Source organism: Pseudooceanicola atlanticus (assembly GCF_000768315.1).
Taxonomy (GTDB): Bacteria; Pseudomonadota; Alphaproteobacteria; order Rhodobacterales; family Rhodobacteraceae; genus Pseudooceanicola; species Pseudooceanicola atlanticus.
In genome coordinates this window covers 570,825-588,100 of the sequence record NZ_AQQX01000002.1, presented here as the reverse complement: position 1 = coordinate 588,100, position 17,276 = coordinate 570,825, and the positions used below count along the sequence as shown (strand labels likewise).

Below are 17,276 nucleotides of genomic sequence, written 5' to 3'. Positions count from 1 at the left end.
AATGGACAATACCGGATACACGACCCTGACCCGTCAGACCGGCCTGATGAAGGAAATGCAGATCGTGGCGAACAACATCGCCAACGCTGCGACCACTGGCTATCGGCAGGAGGGTCTGGTTTTTTCGGAATACGTGCAGCGTGTTGCGGACGGCCCTTCGGTGTCGATGGCCACCGCGAACGTGCGGCGGACCTCGATGATGCAAGGCGCATTGACCCAGACCGGCAACCGTTTCGATTTCGCCATCGAGGGCGACGGGTTCTTCCTGATCGAAACGCCGCAGGGGGAGCGTCTGACCCGGGCCGGCAGTTTCTCGGCTTCGGCCAACGGGGACCTCGTGACCAATGACGGGTTCCGGGTTCTGGACAGCGGCGGCGCGCCGGTTTTTGTCCCCGCCGGCGCCGGTGACATCAGCGCCGCGGCGGACGGGACCCTGTCTGTGGATGGGCAACCGCTGGCGCAGATCGGGATCGTGCGGCCCATTGATCCCAACGGAATGACCCGCGAGGACGGCGTGATGTTCGAGGCGGATGCCGGGTTCGAACCGGTCGAAAACCCGCGCGTCGTGCAGGGCTTCATCGAAAGCTCGAACGTCGACCCGATCAGCCAGATCGCACGGATGATCCAAGTGCAGCGGGCCTATGAAATGGGCCAGAGCTTTCTGGATGCGGAAAACGAGCGTGTCCGCAACGCAATGAAAACATTCATGAAGTAAGGAGGCAGCAATGCGAGCCCTCAAGATCGCCGCAACAGGCATGGCGGCACAGCAGATGCGGGTCGAGACGATCTCGAACAACCTGTCGAACATGTCCACCACCGCCTACAACGCCCGCCGGGCCGAATTCGCGGACCTGCATTACCAGCAGGTGGCCCGCGCCGGCACGATCAACGCGGCCAACGGAACGGTCCTGCCGACCGGCGTGCAGCTTGGCCTCGGCGTCCGCCCCGCGGCGGTGTCGATGCAGATGGCGCAGGGTGCGTTGGGCCAGACGGGCGGCGACCTGGATCTCGCGATCGAGGGTCGCGGCTACCTGGAGGTCACGCTACCATCGGGTGATGTCGCCTATACCCGCGACGGGGCGCTGAAGCGCAACGGCGAGGGGTTGATCGTGACCTCGGACGGGTTCCCGGTGTCTCCGGAGATCGTCATCCCGGAGGATGCGCGCAGCATCTCGATCAATCCCGACGGCGAGGTCTACGCCTACTTCAACACCGGCGGCGCGGCAGAGCTTCTGGGTCAGTTCACCCTGGCGGGTTTCACAAACCCCAAGGGGCTCGAGGCGATCGGGTCGAACCTCTTTGCCGAGACCGAGGCTTCGGGCCCGTCCAACCAGTCCACCCCCGGCCTCGACGGTCTGGGAACGGTGCGGCAGGGCTACCTGGAGGAAAGCACGGTCGACGCGGTGCGCGAGATCACCGAACTGATCGAGGCACAGCGCGGTTACGAACTGAACGCCAAGGTGATCTCGGCCGCGGACCAGATGCTGGGCGCGACGACGCAGGTACGCTGATCCGATGCGCTGGTTCCTTCTCTGTCTCCTGATCGCCGACCCGGCCCTGGCCGATATCGTCGTCGCCGCTCGCACCCTGCGCGCCCAGACGACCCTGACGCCTGCCGATCTGAGCATCGAACCCGGAGACATGCCGGGCACTTTCGCCGGCAAGGCAGAGCTGATCGGGAAGGAAACCCGCGTGGTCCTGTACGAAGGTCGCCCGATTCTGCCCGAGGATATCGGCCCGCCCGCGCTGGTCGAACGCAACCAGATCGTCACGCTGGCTTATGACCGCGCAGGTCTGTCGATCCGTGTCGAAGGCCGGTCGCTGGCACGTGCCGGTGTCGGAGAAACGGTGCGCGTGATGAACCTGTCCTCCCGTTCAACGCTGTCCGGCCGTGTGCAGGCCGACGGCACTGTCCTTGTTTCGCCCTAACGCAACGGAACTCCATATGTCCCGATTCCTTCCCCTGATCCTTCTGTGTCTGGCCGCGGCCTGCGGTCGCGAGGATCACCTGGGCAAACCGCCCAGCTTCAACCCGCCCGTGCAGGGCACCGAATACAACGCGATGATGTCGCCCGGCCTGCCGATGCAGGAAGAGGTCGCCGCAGTGGTGCCCGGCGCGTCGCTTTGGAACCTCAACCGGCAATCCCTGCTGGGCGACCGGCGCGCGATGCGGCGGGGCGATATCATGACGGTCGTGGTCGAGATCGACGAAAAGGCCGAGATCTCGAATGCCACCAGCCGGTCGCGTAGCGGCAGCGAAAGCCTGCAGATCCCGCAATTCTTCGGCCTGCCGCAAAAGGCGAACCGGGGGATGCCGGACGGCGCGAGCCTCGACAACGCGGTCTCCATTGGTTCGTCCAGTGATTCAAGCGGCGACGGCTCTGTCCGCCGAAATGAAAAGCTGACGCTGCGGATCGCGGCGACCATCACCGACGTGCTGCCCAACGGGGTACTGCACATCCAGGGCACGCAGGAGGTTCGGGTGAATTTCGAGATCAGGGAACTGATCGTCACCGGTTTCGTCCGTCCCGAGGACGTGTCGCGCCAGAATGAAATCACCTACGACAAGATCGCGTCGGCCCGTGTCTCCTACGGTGGTCGTGGTCAGATCTCGGACATGCAGCAACCGCGCCTCGGGCAGCAGGTTGTCGACATGATCCTGCCCTTTTGAGGAAAGGACGGAGCGATGCGGAAGATATTGCCGATCCTTTTGATCCTGCTGGGTATTGGTGGTGGCGGTGCGGCGGGGCTGATGCTTCGTCCGCAGCCCGAGGAGGTCGCCGCGATCAATCCCTGCGGCGACGGCACCCAGGTCGCTCATGAGGAAAAGGAAGCGGAAGAGGTTCAACCTGAAGACCGTGAATACGTGAAGATGAACAACCAGTTCGTCGTGCCGGTTGTCGCCGAAGGCCGGGTCGAGGCGCTGGTCGTCATGTCACTGAGCGTGGAGGTTGCAGCCGGCACACGCGAGGCCGTCTTCACCCGTGAACCCAAGCTGCGCGATGTCTTCCTTCAGGAATTGTTCGACCACGCCAATCGCGGCGGGTTCCGCGGGGCCTTCACCAATTCCAACAACATGGACGTGCTGCGCAACGCGTTGCGGGAGGCCGGCGTCAAGGTGATCGGCGAGAACCTGTTGGACGTGCTGATCACGGATATCGCGCGGCAGGACAGCTGAGCGTCCTGCCGGATCAGCGTTGCTGGGCCTGCCAGTCGGGATGGATCCAGGGATCGGCGTTCTCGGCGGCCAGCGGCGCGCGGCCGAGGATATGATCCGAAGCCTTTTCGCCAACCATGATCGACGGCGCGTTGAGGTTGCCGTTGGTGATCTGCGGAAAGACGGAGCTGTCGGCCAGCCGCAGCCCGTCCACCCCGATCACCCGGGTTTCGGAATCGACCACCGCATTGGGATCGTCGCGCCGCCCCATCCGCGCGGTGCCGCAGGGGTGATAGGCGCTTTCGACATGTTCGCGGATGAAATCGTTCAGCGCCTCGTCGGATTGCGCGGCCTCTCCGGGTTGGATCTCGAACTTGTAGTAGGGTGCGAAGGCGGGCTGGGCAAAGATTTCGCGGGTCAGGCGGATCGCCTTCCGGAAATCGGCCCAGTCCTTTTCATGCGACATGTAGTTGAATCGGATGACCGGCGCGTCCTCGGCCTTGGCCGAGCGTAGCGTCACTGATCCGCGGGACGGGCTGCGCATCGGGCCGACATGGGCCTGGAACCCATGCCCTTCGGCGGCGGCCTGGCCATCGTAGCGCACGGCGATCGGCAGGAAGTGATACTGGATGTCGGGATAGTCGACCCCGGCGGCCGAGCGGATGAATGCGGCGCTTTCGAACTGGTTCGTGGCACCTGGCCCGGTCCGGGTCAGCAGCCAGCGGGCTCCGACATAGGCTTTGCCCAGCAGGTTCCAGTACTTGAACAGGCTGACGGGCTGGGACGCGGCGGCCTGGATGTATAGCTCCAGGTGGTCTTGCAGGTTCTGCCCGACGCCGGGACGGTCGGCAATCACGGGGATACCATGTTCGGCCAGGTGGGCCGCCGGGCCGATCCCCGACAGCATCAGCAGCTTGGGCGAATTCAGCGACGACGCGGCGAGGATGACCTCGTGTTCGGCCTTGATGACCTCGACCTTGCCGCCGCGCGTGACCTCGACCCCAGTGGCGCGGCCACCTTCGATGATCACGCGACGTGCGAAGGCTTGGATCATGGTGCAGTTTTCGCGCTTCAGCGCGGGTTTCAGATAGGCATTGGCGGCGGACCAGCGCTGTCCTTTCCAGACGGTCATGTCGAAGGGGCCGAAGCCTTCCTGCTGATGACCGTTATAGTCGCCGGTGACCGGATAGCCCGCCTCGCGCCCGGCCTCGACAAAGGCCTTGGTCAGGGGGTTGTCGCGTTGCCCGCGCGTGACGTGCAGCGGACCGTCAGTGCCGCGCCATGACGCATCGCCGCCATGGCCGCCATCATGCCAGTTCTCGAGCCGTTTGAAATAGGGCAGCACATCGGCATAGCCCCAGCCCGTCGCCCCCTGATCGCGCCAATGGTCGTAATCGCGGGCATGGCCGCGAACGTAGATCATCCCGTTGATCGAGGACGACCCACCGACCACCTTGCCCCGCGGCGTGGCCAGCCGACGACCGCCCAGATGCGGCTCCGGCTCGGTCTGGTAGCCCCAATCGTAGCGCTTCATGTTCATCGGGTAGGACAGGGCGCCGGGCATCTGGATGAAGGGCCCGGCATCGGTGCCGCCATGTTCGATGATCAGCACGCGACGCCCGGCCTCGGCCAGGCGATAGGCAATGGCGCAGCCGGCGCTGCCCGCGCCGACGATGACATATTCGGCTTGCATCAGAAGGGGGCCTCGACATCGCCCATGCGGACATAGACGGATTTCAGCTGGCTGTAATGCTCGATCGCGGCGCGGGCATTTTCGCGCCCGACCCCCGAGGCCTTGACGCCGCCAAAGGGTGCCTCGACCGGGGCATCGTTGTAGGAGTTGATGAAGCAGGACCCGGCCTGCAACCCCCCGATGACCCGGTGCCCGCGCGACAGGTCGCGTGTGAAGACCCCGGCGGACAACCCGTATTCGGTGGCATTGGCGCGGGCGATGACCTCGTCCTCGTCCTCGAAATCCAGCACCGACATGACGGGGCCGAAGATCTCTTCGCGGGCGATAGTCATGTCGTCGGTGACATCGGCAAAGACGGTCGGTTCGATGTAAAAACCGTCGCGGTCGATCCTCTGGCCACCCGCGACAAGCCGGGCGCCTTCTGTCTTCGCGATGTCGATATAGCGCAGGACGATGTTCATCTGCGCCTGGCTGACCATCGGCCCGAACGAGGTTTTCTCGTCCATCGGATCCCCGATCCTGGCCGTGGCCAGACGTTCGGCGAGGCGGGTCAGGAAGTGTTCCTTGATGGCGCGATGCACGAAGACGCGGGTGCCGTTCGAACAGATCTGGCCGGAGGAATAGAAGTTGCCCAGGATCGCGCCGCCGATGGCGTTCTCGATATCGGCGTCTTCGAAGACGATCATCGGGGATTTGCCGCCCAGCTCCATCGTGACATGCTTCATCTCGGCCGCGGCGGCGGCATAGACCTTCTTGCCGGTGGCGGCAGAACCGGTCAGCGATACCTTGGCGACGCGCGGGTCGGTGACCAGCTGCGCGCCGGTCTGGCCCATGCCCTGCACCACGTTGAACACACCCGGAGGGGCGCCGGCCTCGGTCAGGATCTCGGCCACCTTGAGGGCGCAAAGCGGTGTGGTTTCGGAAGGTTTGAACACCATCGTGTTGCCGCAGGCGAGGGCAGGGGCCCCTTTCCAGCAGGCGATCTGCGTGGGGTAGTTCCAGGCTCCGATGCCGACGCAGACGCCAAGCGCCTCGCGGATCGTGTAGGCCCAGTCCTCGCCCAGCGGGATGTGTTCGCCCGTCAGAGTGCCGGCCAGGCCACCGAAATATTCCAGTGCATCTGCGCCGGATGTCGCGTCGGCCACCAGCGTTTCCTGCAGCGGTTTGCCGGTATCGTGTGTTTCCAGAACCGACAGGTCGTAATTGCGCTCGCGCATGATCTGGGCGGCGCGGGTCAGGATGCGCCCGCGTTCGCGCGGCGACAGGGCGGCCCAAGCAGGTTGCGCGGCCTTGGCGGCGGCAATCGCCTGGTCGACGATCGCCGGGGTGCCCGCATGGACCAATCCGATGCGGTCCCCGGTCGCCGGGTAGATTACGGGGATTTCGTCCCCAGTCTGGTCCTCGACATAGGCGCCGTTGATGTAGTGGCTGGCGGTCGGTTGGGTCGGGTAGGCCATCGGGCGTCCTTTACTCACCGCGGGGAAAACGCTGGTTTTCCTCGACGACGTTGAGGTCCATGTGGTTGCGCATGAAGCGTTCGGAGGCTTTCTGCAGCGGCTGGTAGTCCCACGGGTAGTAGGAGCCGTTACGCAGCGCCTCGTAGACGATCCAGCGGCGGGCCTGGGATTTGCGCACCTCTTCGTCGAACCGATCAAGATCCCAGCGGGCGGCGGCATCGGCGCGGAAGGCGGCGAGGGTGTCGGCATGGGCCGGATTGTCGGCCAGGTTCGTCATCTCGTGCGGGTCGGCGTCGAGGTCGAACAGCTGATCGGGGTCCAGCTTGCACTGGTTGAACTTCCACTTGCCCTGGCGCAGCGACACCATCGGCGCGTAGGAGGCCTCGGCCGCGTATTCCATCCGCACGGGGGTTTCGCGCGGCGTGCCGTTGGCGATCGGGACCAGCGTTTCGCCGAAGGTCCAGGGCGCGACTTCCTCCATCGAGATACCGGCCAGGTCGCACAGCGTCGGGCAGACATCGATGTTGGAGACCGGGTCGGTCACCAGGCCGGGCGTCACGCCGGGGCCCGAGATCATCATCGGCACCCGCGACGAGCCTTCGTAGAAGCTCATCTTGAACCACAGTCCACGCTCGCCCAGCATGTCGCCATGGTCGGAGACAAACAGGATCACGGCCTCCTGGCGGGTGCGTTCCAGCACGTCCAGGATCTCTCCGACCTTGCGGTCGAGATAGCTGATATTGGCGAAATAGGCCTGGCGGGAACGGCGTATGTCTTCGCGGGTGATGTCGAAGGACCGCCAGTCATTGGCGTCGAAGATCCGCTTGGAATGCGCGTCCTGCTCTTCGTAGGGGATGGCGCCGACCTCGGGTTCAAGGTGCTCGCAATCCTCGTAGAGATCCCAGAATTCCTTGCGCGCGACATAGGGGTCGTGGGGGTGGGTAAAGCTGACGGTCAGGCACCAGGGGCGATCGTCATGGCCACGTGCCAGATCATAGAGCTTGCGGGTCGCGTTGTAGGCGACCTCGTCATCGTATTCCATCTGGTTGGAGATCTCGGCGACCCCTGCACCTGTGACCGAGCCCATGTTATGATACCACCAGTCGATCCGTTCACCGGGCTTGCGGTAGTCCGGGGTCCAGCCGAAATCGGCGGGGTAGATGTCGGTGGTCAGCCGTTCCTCGAACCCGTGCATCTGGTCGGGGCCGACGAAATGCATTTTACCGGACAGGCATGTCTGGTAGCCCGCACGACGCAGGTGATGGGCATAGGTGGGGAGATCGGAGGGAAATTCCGCCGCGTTGTCATAGACGCCCGTCACGGACGGCAACTGGCCGGACATGAAGCTCGCCCGGCCCGGCGCGCAAAGCGGGGATGCGGTGTAGCAATTGCGGAACCGCGCGGATTTCGCCGCGAGTTTCTTGAGGTTCGGCGCATGAAGCCAGTCGACAGGGCCATCGGGGAACAGCGTCCCGTTCAGCTGGTCGACCATCAGGATGAGGATATTCGGTTGTGTCACGCGTTTGCTCTCAGTTCATGGTCAAGGGTGGCCAGCACCTGGGCTGTGGCACTCTTGCCGGTGGTATCGGCGGGGTTCACGGCGAATCGCAGGTAGATGCCGTCGATCAGGGCACCGATCCGCAGGGCGATTTCCGGCGCGGTCGGGCCGACGAGCGGCCGCAATTCGTGGGTCAGGTTGGAATGCAGGCGTCTGTGGTAGACCGACAGAAGGCGCCGCGCTTCGTCCGATTGCTGGGCCATGACGTAGAAGTTCAGCCAAGCCGCGATCACCTCCTGACGGAAGTTGGTGGAACTGAAGCTGGCCCGGATGACCGCCTCGATCCGCCCTTTCGGGCCATCCGCCGCGGCGATGGCACCGCGCACTTCGGCGCCGTAAATCGTCAACACATAGCGCATCGCGGACAGGAAAAGCCGGTCCTTGTCCCCGAAATAATGAAAGGCCAGAGCCGCCGACACGCCCGCGCGTTTCGCGATCTGCCCGACGGTCACGTTCAGCGTGCCGGTGGTGCCGATCTCGTGGATGGCAGCTTCGACAAGCTGCTGCTTTCTTGCAGGCAAACTGGACATCTGACCTTCCGGCTGTACGAAAAAAGAGTTGCAAAATATTGGTAACCGTGGACTGATTGACTGGTCAATCAAAAAACGATCACTCTAGATCAGGGAGAAAACATGAAGCTTCTGACAACTGTATCCGCCCTCACCATCGCTGCCGCAGGCGTCGCGAATGCCGATTGCGGCGAGGTCGTGATGTCCGATGTCGGCTGGACCGACATCACCACCACGACCTCTGCGGCCAAGCACGTGCTCGAGGCGCTCGGCTACGAGGTGGACGTCAAGGTCCTCTCCGTTCCGGTGACCTTCGCATCGCTGGAAAGCGACGATGTCGACGTGTTCCTGGGCAACTGGATGCCGGCGCAGTCCGGCGCCATCGGCCCCTACCTGGAAAGCGGTGAGATCGAGGCGATCAACGTGAACCTCGAAGGCACCAAGTACACGCTTGCCGTGCCGACCTACGCCTACGAGGCCGGCCTGCAATCCTATGCCGACATCCACAAGTTCCGCGACGAACTGGACGGCAAGATCTACGGGATCGAGCCGGGCAACGAAGGCAACGCCTACCTCGTGTCGCTGACCGAAGAGAACAAGTTCGACCTGGAAGGGTTCGAGGTTGTTGAATCCTCCGAGCAGGGCATGCTGGCGCAGGTGTCGCGGTACTACAAGGATCAGGAACCGGTCGTGTTCCTGGGCTGGGAACCGCACCCGATGAACGCCAACTTCGACCTGAAATACCTGCCCGGCGGCGAAGACTTCTTCGGCGGTGAAGGCGTGGTCCACACCGTGACCCGGAAGGGCTACTCCGAGGAATGCCCGAACCTGGGCAAGCTCTTCGGCCAGATGGATTTCTCGCTCGAGATGGAAAACGGCATCATGGGCAAGATCCTCGACGATGGCGAGGACGCGGATGACGCCACCATGGAGTGGATCAAGGCCAACCCGGAGGCCGTCCTGGCCTGGGTCGACGGCGTGACCACGGCCGACGGCGAAGACGGTGCTGCCGCCGTCAAGGAAGAACTGGGCCTCTGAGCCTCTTGGACCCCGCCTGCAGATAGCTGGCGGGGTCTCGACTTTCCGGGGGTCAGGTCAGTCTGGCCCCCGGTATTTTGAGGCCCCCAGAGAGGGGCGATAAATACGAAACGCGCGAAACGGGGAAAGACATTGCTGGATTGGCTCACTGACAACAAGTTACCCATCGGGAAGGCGGCGAGCGCCATTTTCGAATGGGTGCGTGACAACGGGGAATGGGCGCTCGATGCCCTCTCGGTCTTCATGGAAACGCTCATCGACGCGATCCTCTGGGTCCTACAGGAGCCGCATCCGATGATCGTCATTGCCGTCTTCGTCGGCCTGACATGGCTGCTTCAGCGGAACTGGAAGGTCTGCCTGTTCGTGCTGGCCGGCTTCCTGTTCATCCTCAACCAGGATTACTGGGAGGAAACGACGGAAAGCCTCACGCTGGTCCTGTCGGCCTGCATGGTCTGCATGGCCATCGGGGTGCCCATCGGGATCGCCACGGCGCACCGGCCCAAGCTTTATGCCTACATGCGGCCGATCCTCGACCTGATGCAGACGCTGCCAACCTTCGTCTACCTGATCCCCGCCATCGTCTTTTTCGGCATCGGCATGGTCCCGGGCCTGATCGCCACGGTGATCTTCGTTCTGCCCGCGCCGATCCGCCTGACGCATCTCGGTGTGTCGTCCACTCCGCAACCGCTGCTAGAGGCCGCGCGGGCCTTTGGTGCGACGCCGCGGCAGACGCTCTACAAGGTGGAACTGCCCTATGCGCTGCCGCAGATCATGGCCGGTCTGAACCAGACCATTATGCTGTCGCTGTCCATGGTCGTTGTCGCCGCGCTGGTCGGCGCAAATGGCCTGGGTGTTCCCGTGGTGCGCGCCCTGAACCAGGTGAACACCGCGCTCGGCTTTGAATCGGGCTTCGTCATCGTGGTGGTCGCCATCATGCTGGACCGCATTCTGAACCTGGGGAACCGCAAATGAGCACTGCCGTCAGTATCGATAACGTCTCCATCGTCTTCGGCAAGGAACCGGACAAGGCCCTGCCGCTCATGGACAAGGGTCAGGAACGCGGAGAGATCCAGTCCGCCACCGGCCAGGTTCTTGGCGTGCATGATTGCACCCTCGACGTTCAGGAGGGCGAGATCCTCGTTCTCATGGGCCTGTCGGGGTCCGGGAAATCTACGCTTCTGCGCGCCGTGAACGGGTTGAACCCCGTGGTGCGCGGCTCCGTCAGCATCCATGACGGCGACGGCATGGTGAATGTGACCCAGGCCGATCCGGCAACTCTGCGGCGCCTGCGGATGCATAACATCGCCATGGTGTTCCAGCAATTCGGGCTGCTGCCCTGGCGGACCGTGCGGGAAAACGTCGGCCTGCCGCTGGAGCTGGCCGGCATGCCGGAGCGCGAGGCCAACCCCAAGATCGACGAACAGCTGGCCCTGGTCGGCCTGTCCGACTGGGCAGAACGCAAGGTCGGCGAATTGTCGGGGGGCATGCAGCAGCGTGTCGGCCTGGCCCGTGCTTTCGTCACCCAGGCGCCGATCCTGCTGATGGACGAACCGTTCTCGGCCCTCGATCCGCTGATCCGCACCAAGCTTCAGGATGAATTGCTGGAGCTTCAGCAGAAACTGAAACGCACGCTGGTCTTCGTGTCCCATGACCTCGACGAGGCGTTCAAGCTGGGCAACAAGATCGCCATCATGGAAGGCGGCCGGATCGTCCAGATGGGCACGCCGCAGGACATCTTCCGCGATCCCAAGAACGACTACGTCAAGGATTTCGTCCAGCACATGAACCCGCTGGGCGTGCTGCGGGCGCGCGATGTGATGGGGCCGGTCAACGGCACGCCGGAGCAGACGATCGACGCCGACATGCTGATCCGCGACGGGATGGAGCGGATGATTGGTTCCAGCGGTCCGATCGGCGTGACCGAGAATGGCAAGCTGATCGGCCAGGTTTCGAAGGACGACCTGCTGACCGGGCTGTCGGACCCGTCCGCGCTGAACTGATCTACGACGGTCGAAATCAGAGGGGCCTGCCAGTTTGGCGGGCCCTTTTTTGCGAAATCCGGGGTGATTTGCCCGAAAATTCAGCGCCACCCTGGTGCCTGATCACCGGGCAAAGCATAGCTGATCGCAACATGTTGATATTTCGCCGACCCCACAAACACGTGATTGGGGGTCGACAGGTGGACGCAAGGGTAAACTTGCGGCTTGGATATCACTTACTATCATACCTGCTATCAACAAGCCGAACCAACGGCACGACAACAGGGAGATATCCATGAAAACGACCGGCATTCTTGCCGCCGCTCTACTTGCGAGCACGGCATTGTCCGCTTCGGCCGAAACCGTTCGCTGGGCGCGCGCGGGTGATTCGCTCACCCTCGACCCGCACGCCCAGAACGAAGGCCCGACCCACACGCTGGCGCATCAAATCTACGAACCCCTGATCATCCGCGACTATGACGGCGCATTCGAACCGGCGCTCGCCACCGAATGGGGCCCCAAGGCTGACGATCCGAACGTCTGGGTGTTCAAGCTGCGCGAAGGCGTGACCTTCCATGACGGCTCTGCCTTCACCGCCGAGGACGTCGTGTTCTCGTTCGAGCGGGCCAAGACCCCGGATTCGGACATGAAGGAACTGCTGACCTCGATCACGGAGATCCGGGCGGTCGACGATTACACCGTCGAATTCGTCACCGATGGTCCGAACCCGATCCTGGCCAACAACGTGACCAACCTGTTCATCATGGACAAAACCTGGACCGAGGCGAACGACGCCACCAAGGTGCAGGATTACGAAGGCGGTGAAACGACCTTTGCGGCCGCCAACACCAACGGCACCGGCCCCTTCGTGCTGGAAAGCCGCGAACCCGACGTGAAGACCGTGCTGACCCAGAACCCCGATTACTGGGGCATGGACACCTTCCCGATGGAAGTGACCGAGGTCGTCTACACCCCGATCCAGAACGCCGCGACCCGCGTCGCCGCGCTGCTGTCGGGCGAGGTCGACTTCATCCAGGACGTTCCGGTGCAGGACCTTGGCCGCGTCGGTGATACCGAAGGGCTCAGCGTGAAGTCGACCGAACAGAACCGGACGATCTTCTTCGGTCTGAACTTGGGCGCCGATGACCTGGAAAACGACGATGTCGATGGTGCGAACCCGCTGGCCGATGCCAAGGTGCGCAAGGCGATGAACATGGCTCTGAACCGCGATGCGATCAAACAGGTCGTGATGCGTGGCCAGTCGGTGCCCGCCGGCATGATCGCACCGCCCTTCGTCAATGGCTGGACCGAAGAGATGGACGGCTCCGTTTCGACCGATGTCGAGGCCGCGAAGGCCCTGATGGAAGAGGCCGGCTATGGCGACGGGTTCTCGATCCAGCTGGATTGCCCGAACGACCGCTACATCAACGACGAAGCGATCTGCCAGGCCGCCGTGGGCATGTTCGCCCAGATCGGCATCACCGTGAACCTCGACTCCAAGCCCAAGGCGCAGCACTTCCCGCTGATCGCCAATGGCACCACGGATTTCTTCATGCTGGGCTGGGGCGTTCCGACCTACGATTCCGAGTATGTCTTCAACTTCCTGGTGCACACCAAGGGGGATGAGCGCGGGTCCTGGAATGCGACCGGCTTCTCCGATGCCGGCATCGACGAGAAGATCGTGAGCCTGGCCTCGGAAACCGATCTGGATGCGCGCAACGCCACCATCGCGGATATCTGGTCGACCGTGCAGGAAGAAACGCTCTACCTGCCGATCCACCACCAGGTTCTGAACTGGGGCATGTCCGACATGGTCGGCACGGCGGTCGATCCGTCCGATAGCCCGAAGTTCAAGTACTTCACTCTGAACTGACCCGGACATCCGGCCACGCGGCCGGGTGACCCTTTCGACCGTCGCCCCAGAACAGGGGCGGCGGTTTTCCCCTACCGGCCCATCGGGTCGGACAGAATTTCCGAGGTCAGATGCTCGCCTACATCATCAGACGTGTCGCTCAATCCATCCTCGTCCTACTGGTGACGGGGTTCGTTGCCTTTTCCATGTTCAGCTTTGTCGGCGATCCGATCGACAACATGCTGGGCCAGGAACGCACAGTGGCCGACATCGCACGGCTGCGCGAACAGCTGGGCCTGGATCAGCCGTTCTTCGTGCAATACTGGCGGTTCCTCGAACAGGCTGCGCAGGGCAATTTCGGGCTGAGCTACCGTCAGGGGCGTCCGGTGTCGGACATCCTGATCGAACGCCTGCCCGCGACGCTGGAACTGGCTTTCGTGTCGGGCCTGCTGGCGCTGTGCGGCGGGATCGGGCTGGGCATCTTCACCGCGATCCGCAAGCGTGGCGTGTCGGCCAATGTCATCATGACCCTGTCGCTGGTTGGCGTGTCGCTGCCCACCTTCCTGATCGGCATCCTGCTGATCTACCTCTTCTCGGTCGAGCTTGGCTGGCTGCCCTCCTTCGGGCGGGGCGAGGTCACGCGGCTGGGTGGCTGGACCACCGGCTTCCTGACCGAAAGCGGGCTGAAGGCGCTGATCCTGCCGGCCATCACCCTGGGCCTCTACCAGATGACGCTGATCATGCGCCTGGTGCGGACCGAGATGCTGGAAGTGCTGCGCATGGATTACATCCGCTTCGCCCGCGCCCGCGGCATTCGCGAGAGGGCCATCAATTTCCACCACGCGCTGAAGAACACGCTGGTCCCGGTGATCACGATCACCGGCCTGCAGCTGGGGTCGATCATCGCCTTCGCCATCATCACCGAAACGGTGTTCCAGTGGCCGGGCGTCGGGCTGCTCTTCATCAACGCCGTGCAATTCGTCGACATCCCCGTGATGGCCGCCTACCTGATGATGATCTCGGTCATGTTCGTGGGGATCAACCTGATCGTCGACCTGCTTTACTTCGCCATCGACCCGCGCCTGCGCGTCGACCGCAGCGCAGCCGGAGGCCACTGACATGACCCAGACCGAGCTTCGCCCCAAAGCCGATCCCGCCCGCCCGTCGCGGTTTTCCCGCGCGGTGAACAGCGACCTGTTCCATTCCTTCCGCAGCAACCCGGTGGCCGTGGTGTCGGCGATCGTGGTCATGGTGCTGATCCTTGCGGCGGTCTTTGCCCCGCTGGTCGCGCCGCATGATCCGTTCAACCCGGCCACGCTGAACCTGATGAACGGCTTCACCCCACCCGGAGAGGCCAATGCCTTCACCGGGGATTTCTTCGTGCTGGGCACCGATGACCAGGGGCGCGACGTGTTCTCGACCATCCTCTACGGGATGCGGATATCGCTGTTCGTGGGTTTTTCGGCCGTGCTCTTCGCGATGGTGCTGGGGGTGATCCTTGGCCTGATCGCCGGCTATGTCGGCGGCTGGGTCGAAACGATCATCATGCGCATCGCGGATATCCAGCTGACCTTCCCGGCCATCCTCGTGGCCATGCTGATCTTCGGGATCGCAAAGGGCATCACCCCCCCGGCCTATCGCGACCAGATGGCGATCTGGGTGCTGATCGTGGCCATCGGCCTGTCGGACTGGGTGCAATTCGCCCGAGTCGTGCGGGGTGCGACGCTGGTCGAGAAGAACCGCGAATACGTGCAGGCGGCCAAGATCGCCGGCCGGTCGGCCTTTTCGATCATGCTGCGGCACATCCTGCCCAACGTCATGAACTCCGTCCTGGTGATCGCGACGATCAGCCTGGCGCTGGCCATCATCGCCGAGGCGACCCTGTCCTTCCTGGGCGTGGGCGCGCCGCCGACGAAGCCGTCGCTGGGCACGCTGATCTCGATCGGGCAGGGCTTCATGTTCTCGGGGGAATGGTGGATCCTCATCTTCCCCGCGCTGACGCTGCTGGCGCTGGCCCTGTCGATCAACCTGCTGGGTGACTGGCTGCGCGACGCGCTGAACCCGAAACTGCGATAGGTGGCGAGATGAGCACTCCTGTTTTGTCCGTCCGCGACCTTGTCGTGGAAATTCCCACCCGCAAGGGTCTGCTGAAACCGGTCGATGGCGTGTCCTTCGACATCGCCGCGGGTGAAATCCTGGGCGTCGTCGGTGAAAGCGGCGCGGGCAAGTCGATGACCGGCAATGCCGTGATCGGCCTGCTGGATCGCCCCGCGCGCATCGCGGCGGGCGAGGTACGCCTGCTGGGCGACCCCATCCAGAACCTCAAGGGCGAGGCCCTGCGCCGCCAACGGGGCAAGCGGATGGGTATGATCTTCCAGGATCCGCTGACCTCTCTGAACCCGCTTCTGACCGTGGGTGAGCAGCTGACCGAGACGATCCGCGAACATCTGGATGTCAGCAAGTCCGAGGCCCTGAACCGCGCCATCGCCGCGCTGGAGGAGGTCGGCATTCCTGCCGCCCGTCAGCGCATCGACAGCTACCCGCACGAATTTTCCGGCGGCATGCGGCAGCGTGTGGTGATCGCGCTTGCTTTGTGCGCGGAGCCGGAGCTGGTGATCGCCGATGAACCCACCACCGCGCTGGACGTGAGCGTGCAGGCGCAGATCATCGCCCTGCTCAAGCGTCTGTGCCGGGAACGTGGCGTGGCGGTCATGCTGGTGACCCACGACATGGGAGTCATCGCCGAAGCGGCCGACAGGATCGCCGTGATGTATGCCGGGCGCATGGCCGAACTGGGCCCCGTCCGCGACGTCATCACCAAGCCGCATCACCCCTATACGGCTGGCCTGATGGCCTCCACACCCGTGGCCAGCCGGGGGCAGAAGCGCCTGCGCCAGATTCCCGGTGCCATGCCGCGGCTGGACGCGTTGCCCGATGGCTGCGCCTTCCATCCCCGCTGTGAAAAGGCGACCGACAAGTGCCGCGCCGAACCGGGCCCCACCCTGGCAGCAGATGAAGGGCGCGCGGCCTGCTGGTACCCGTTGACCCAGACGAAAGAGGCGACCGCATGAGCACCCTCATCCGTGTCGAGGCACTGACCCGCATCTTCGACGTGTCCAAGCCCTGGCTGAACCGTGTGCTGGAACGTCTGCCCAAGGCCAAGTTGACCGCCGTTTCGGACGTTTCCTTCGAGATCGAAGAGAACTCCGTCTACGCGCTGGTCGGCGAAAGCGGGTCGGGCAAGTCGACCATCGGCAAAATGATCACCGGCCTGGTCCCGCCCACCAAGGGCAGGATCGAGGTCAACGGCAAGGATATCAGCTCCGACCCCGACAGTGCCGAGGCGGCGAAGGTCCGGGCCGATATCCAGATGATCTTCCAGGACCCGTATGCCTCGCTGAACCCGCGCTGGAAGGTCCGCAACATCATCGCCGAACCCGTCGCCGTGCGAGGCGGCAAGACCGGGGGTCTGGCGGAAAGGATGCTGGAACAGGTGGGCCTGTCCGGCGCAGATGCCGACAAGTATCCGCACGAGTTCTCGGGCGGGCAGCGGCAGCGTATCTGCATCGCCCGCGCGCTGGCCTCGGGCCCCAAGATCATCGTCTGTGACGAACCGACCTCTGCGCTGGACGTTTCTGTGCAAAGTCAGGTGCTGAACCTGATGTCCGACCTGCGGGAAGAGCTGGGGCTGACCTATCTCTTCATCAGCCACGACCTGACCGTGGTGCAGCACATGGCCGACAAGATCGGGGTGCTCTACCTCGGGACGCTGGTGGAAGAGGCCCCGCGCGACGCACTGTTCTCCGATCCCAAGCATCCCTATACGCAGATGATCTTTGACGCCGCGCCGCGCATGGATGCCTTCGGGCGCGAGGTCGATCCGCCCAAGGGGGAAATTCCCGACGCGATCAATCCGCCGACCGGCTGTCCCTATCATCCGCGCTGTCCGATTGCCGTGGACAGGTGCAGCCAGGAGAAGCCCCTGCTGCGCCATATCGGCGACACGCGCGTGGCCTGCCACCTGGCGGAATAA

17 protein-coding genes are annotated in these 17,276 nt (G+C 63.7%); 13 read left to right on the top strand and 4 right to left on the bottom strand.

From position 1 onward, the window contains the following. Window position 1: 1 nt before the first annotated feature. Genes ATO9_RS06910 through ATO9_RS06890 form a run of 5 tightly spaced genes read left to right on the top strand, consistent with a single transcriptional unit; the run spans window position 2 to window position 3,178 of the window. Complete coding sequence (locus ATO9_RS06910; protein WP_043747129.1) at window positions 2–715, top strand: flagellar hook-basal body complex protein; 714 nt, start codon at window positions 2–4, stop codon at window positions 713–715. 10 nt (window positions 716–725) lie between these two features. Further along, entirely contained in the window at window positions 726–1,511 is a 786-nt protein-coding gene (gene flgG / locus ATO9_RS06905; RefSeq protein WP_043747127.1) for a flagellar basal-body rod protein FlgG, read from the top strand. A gap of 4 nt (window positions 1,512–1,515) precedes the next feature. Further along, window positions 1,516–1,929 (top strand): flagellar basal body P-ring formation chaperone FlgA, encoded by a 414-nt coding sequence (gene flgA, locus ATO9_RS06900; RefSeq protein ID WP_043747125.1) that lies wholly within the window; start codon window positions 1,516–1,518, stop codon window positions 1,927–1,929. A 16-nt stretch (window positions 1,930–1,945) separates the two neighbouring features. Continuing rightward, the gene (gene flgH / locus ATO9_RS06895) at window positions 1,946–2,671 is read left to right on the top strand and encodes a flagellar basal body L-ring protein FlgH (RefSeq protein WP_052418148.1); all 726 of its coding nucleotides are present in this window, start codon (window positions 1,946–1,948) and stop codon (window positions 2,669–2,671) included. Window positions 2,672–2,686: 15 nt separating this feature from the next. Next, the gene (locus ATO9_RS06890; protein ID WP_043747123.1) at window positions 2,687–3,178 is read left to right on the top strand and encodes a flagellar basal body-associated FliL family protein; all 492 of its coding nucleotides are present in this window, start codon (window positions 2,687–2,689) and stop codon (window positions 3,176–3,178) included. Between the two features lie 13 nt (window positions 3,179–3,191). Here ATO9_RS06890 and betA read toward each other — a convergent pair whose 3' ends face one another. From betA to betI, 4 genes are read right to left on the bottom strand one after another with little or no spacing between them, the layout of a single operon-like run. Continuing rightward, window positions 3,192–4,850 (bottom strand): choline dehydrogenase, encoded by a 1,659-nt coding sequence (betA, locus tag ATO9_RS06885; RefSeq protein ID WP_043747121.1) that lies wholly within the window; start codon window positions 4,848–4,850, stop codon window positions 3,192–3,194. Further along, window positions 4,850–6,307 (bottom strand): betaine-aldehyde dehydrogenase, encoded by a 1,458-nt coding sequence (betB, locus tag ATO9_RS06880; RefSeq protein WP_043747120.1) that lies wholly within the window; start codon window positions 6,305–6,307, stop codon window positions 4,850–4,852. Before betB ends, betA begins: the two co-directional genes overlap by 1 nt. 10 nt (window positions 6,308–6,317) lie before the next feature. Further along, complete coding sequence (gene betC, locus ATO9_RS06875) at window positions 6,318–7,826, bottom strand: choline-sulfatase (protein WP_043747118.1); 1,509 nt, start codon at window positions 7,824–7,826, stop codon at window positions 6,318–6,320. Next, window positions 7,823–8,395: a choline-binding transcriptional repressor BetI gene (gene betI / locus ATO9_RS06870; RefSeq protein WP_043747116.1), complete on the bottom strand. Its 573-nt coding sequence runs from the start codon at window positions 8,393–8,395 to the stop codon at window positions 7,823–7,825. Before betI ends, betC begins: the two co-directional genes overlap by 4 nt. 102 nt (window positions 8,396–8,497) lie before the next feature. Between betI and choX the strand changes: the two genes are divergently transcribed. The 8 genes from choX to ATO9_RS06830 all read left to right on the top strand — a co-directional run bounded on the left by choX (window position 8,498) and on the right by ATO9_RS06830 (window position 17,276). Next, window positions 8,498–9,412, top strand: a complete 915-nt coding sequence (gene choX / locus ATO9_RS06865) for a choline ABC transporter substrate-binding protein (protein ID WP_043747114.1) — start codon at window positions 8,498–8,500, stop codon at window positions 9,410–9,412. Window positions 9,413–9,547: 135 nt separating this feature from the next. Then, a complete protein-coding gene (gene choW / locus ATO9_RS06860; protein ID WP_043747409.1) occupies window positions 9,548–10,384 on the top strand; it encodes a choline ABC transporter permease subunit in 837 nt (278 codons plus the stop codon). After that, window positions 10,381–11,412 (top strand): choline ABC transporter ATP-binding protein, encoded by a 1,032-nt coding sequence (gene choV, locus ATO9_RS06855; RefSeq protein ID WP_043747112.1) that lies wholly within the window; start codon window positions 10,381–10,383, stop codon window positions 11,410–11,412. Before choW ends, choV begins: the two co-directional genes overlap by 4 nt. Window positions 11,413–11,686: 274 nt before the next feature. Next, complete coding sequence (locus tag ATO9_RS06850) at window positions 11,687–13,264, top strand: ABC transporter substrate-binding protein (RefSeq protein ID WP_043747110.1); 1,578 nt, start codon at window positions 11,687–11,689, stop codon at window positions 13,262–13,264. Window positions 13,265–13,374: 110 nt separating this feature from the next. Beyond that, window positions 13,375–14,361, top strand: coding sequence for an ABC transporter permease (locus ATO9_RS06845; RefSeq protein ID WP_043747108.1), 987 nt, complete (start codon window positions 13,375–13,377; stop codon window positions 14,359–14,361). A 1-nt stretch (window position 14,362) separates the two neighbouring features. Further along, complete coding sequence (locus tag ATO9_RS06840) at window positions 14,363–15,319, top strand: ABC transporter permease (protein WP_043747107.1); 957 nt, start codon at window positions 14,363–14,365, stop codon at window positions 15,317–15,319. An 8-nt stretch (window positions 15,320–15,327) separates the two neighbouring features. Next, window positions 15,328–16,314: an ABC transporter ATP-binding protein gene (locus tag ATO9_RS06835; protein ID WP_043747105.1), complete on the top strand. Its 987-nt coding sequence runs from the start codon at window positions 15,328–15,330 to the stop codon at window positions 16,312–16,314. Next, window positions 16,311–17,276, top strand: coding sequence for an ABC transporter ATP-binding protein (locus ATO9_RS06830; protein ID WP_043747103.1), 966 nt, complete (start codon window positions 16,311–16,313; stop codon window positions 17,274–17,276). The genes ATO9_RS06835 and ATO9_RS06830 overlap by 4 nt, the downstream gene beginning before the upstream one ends.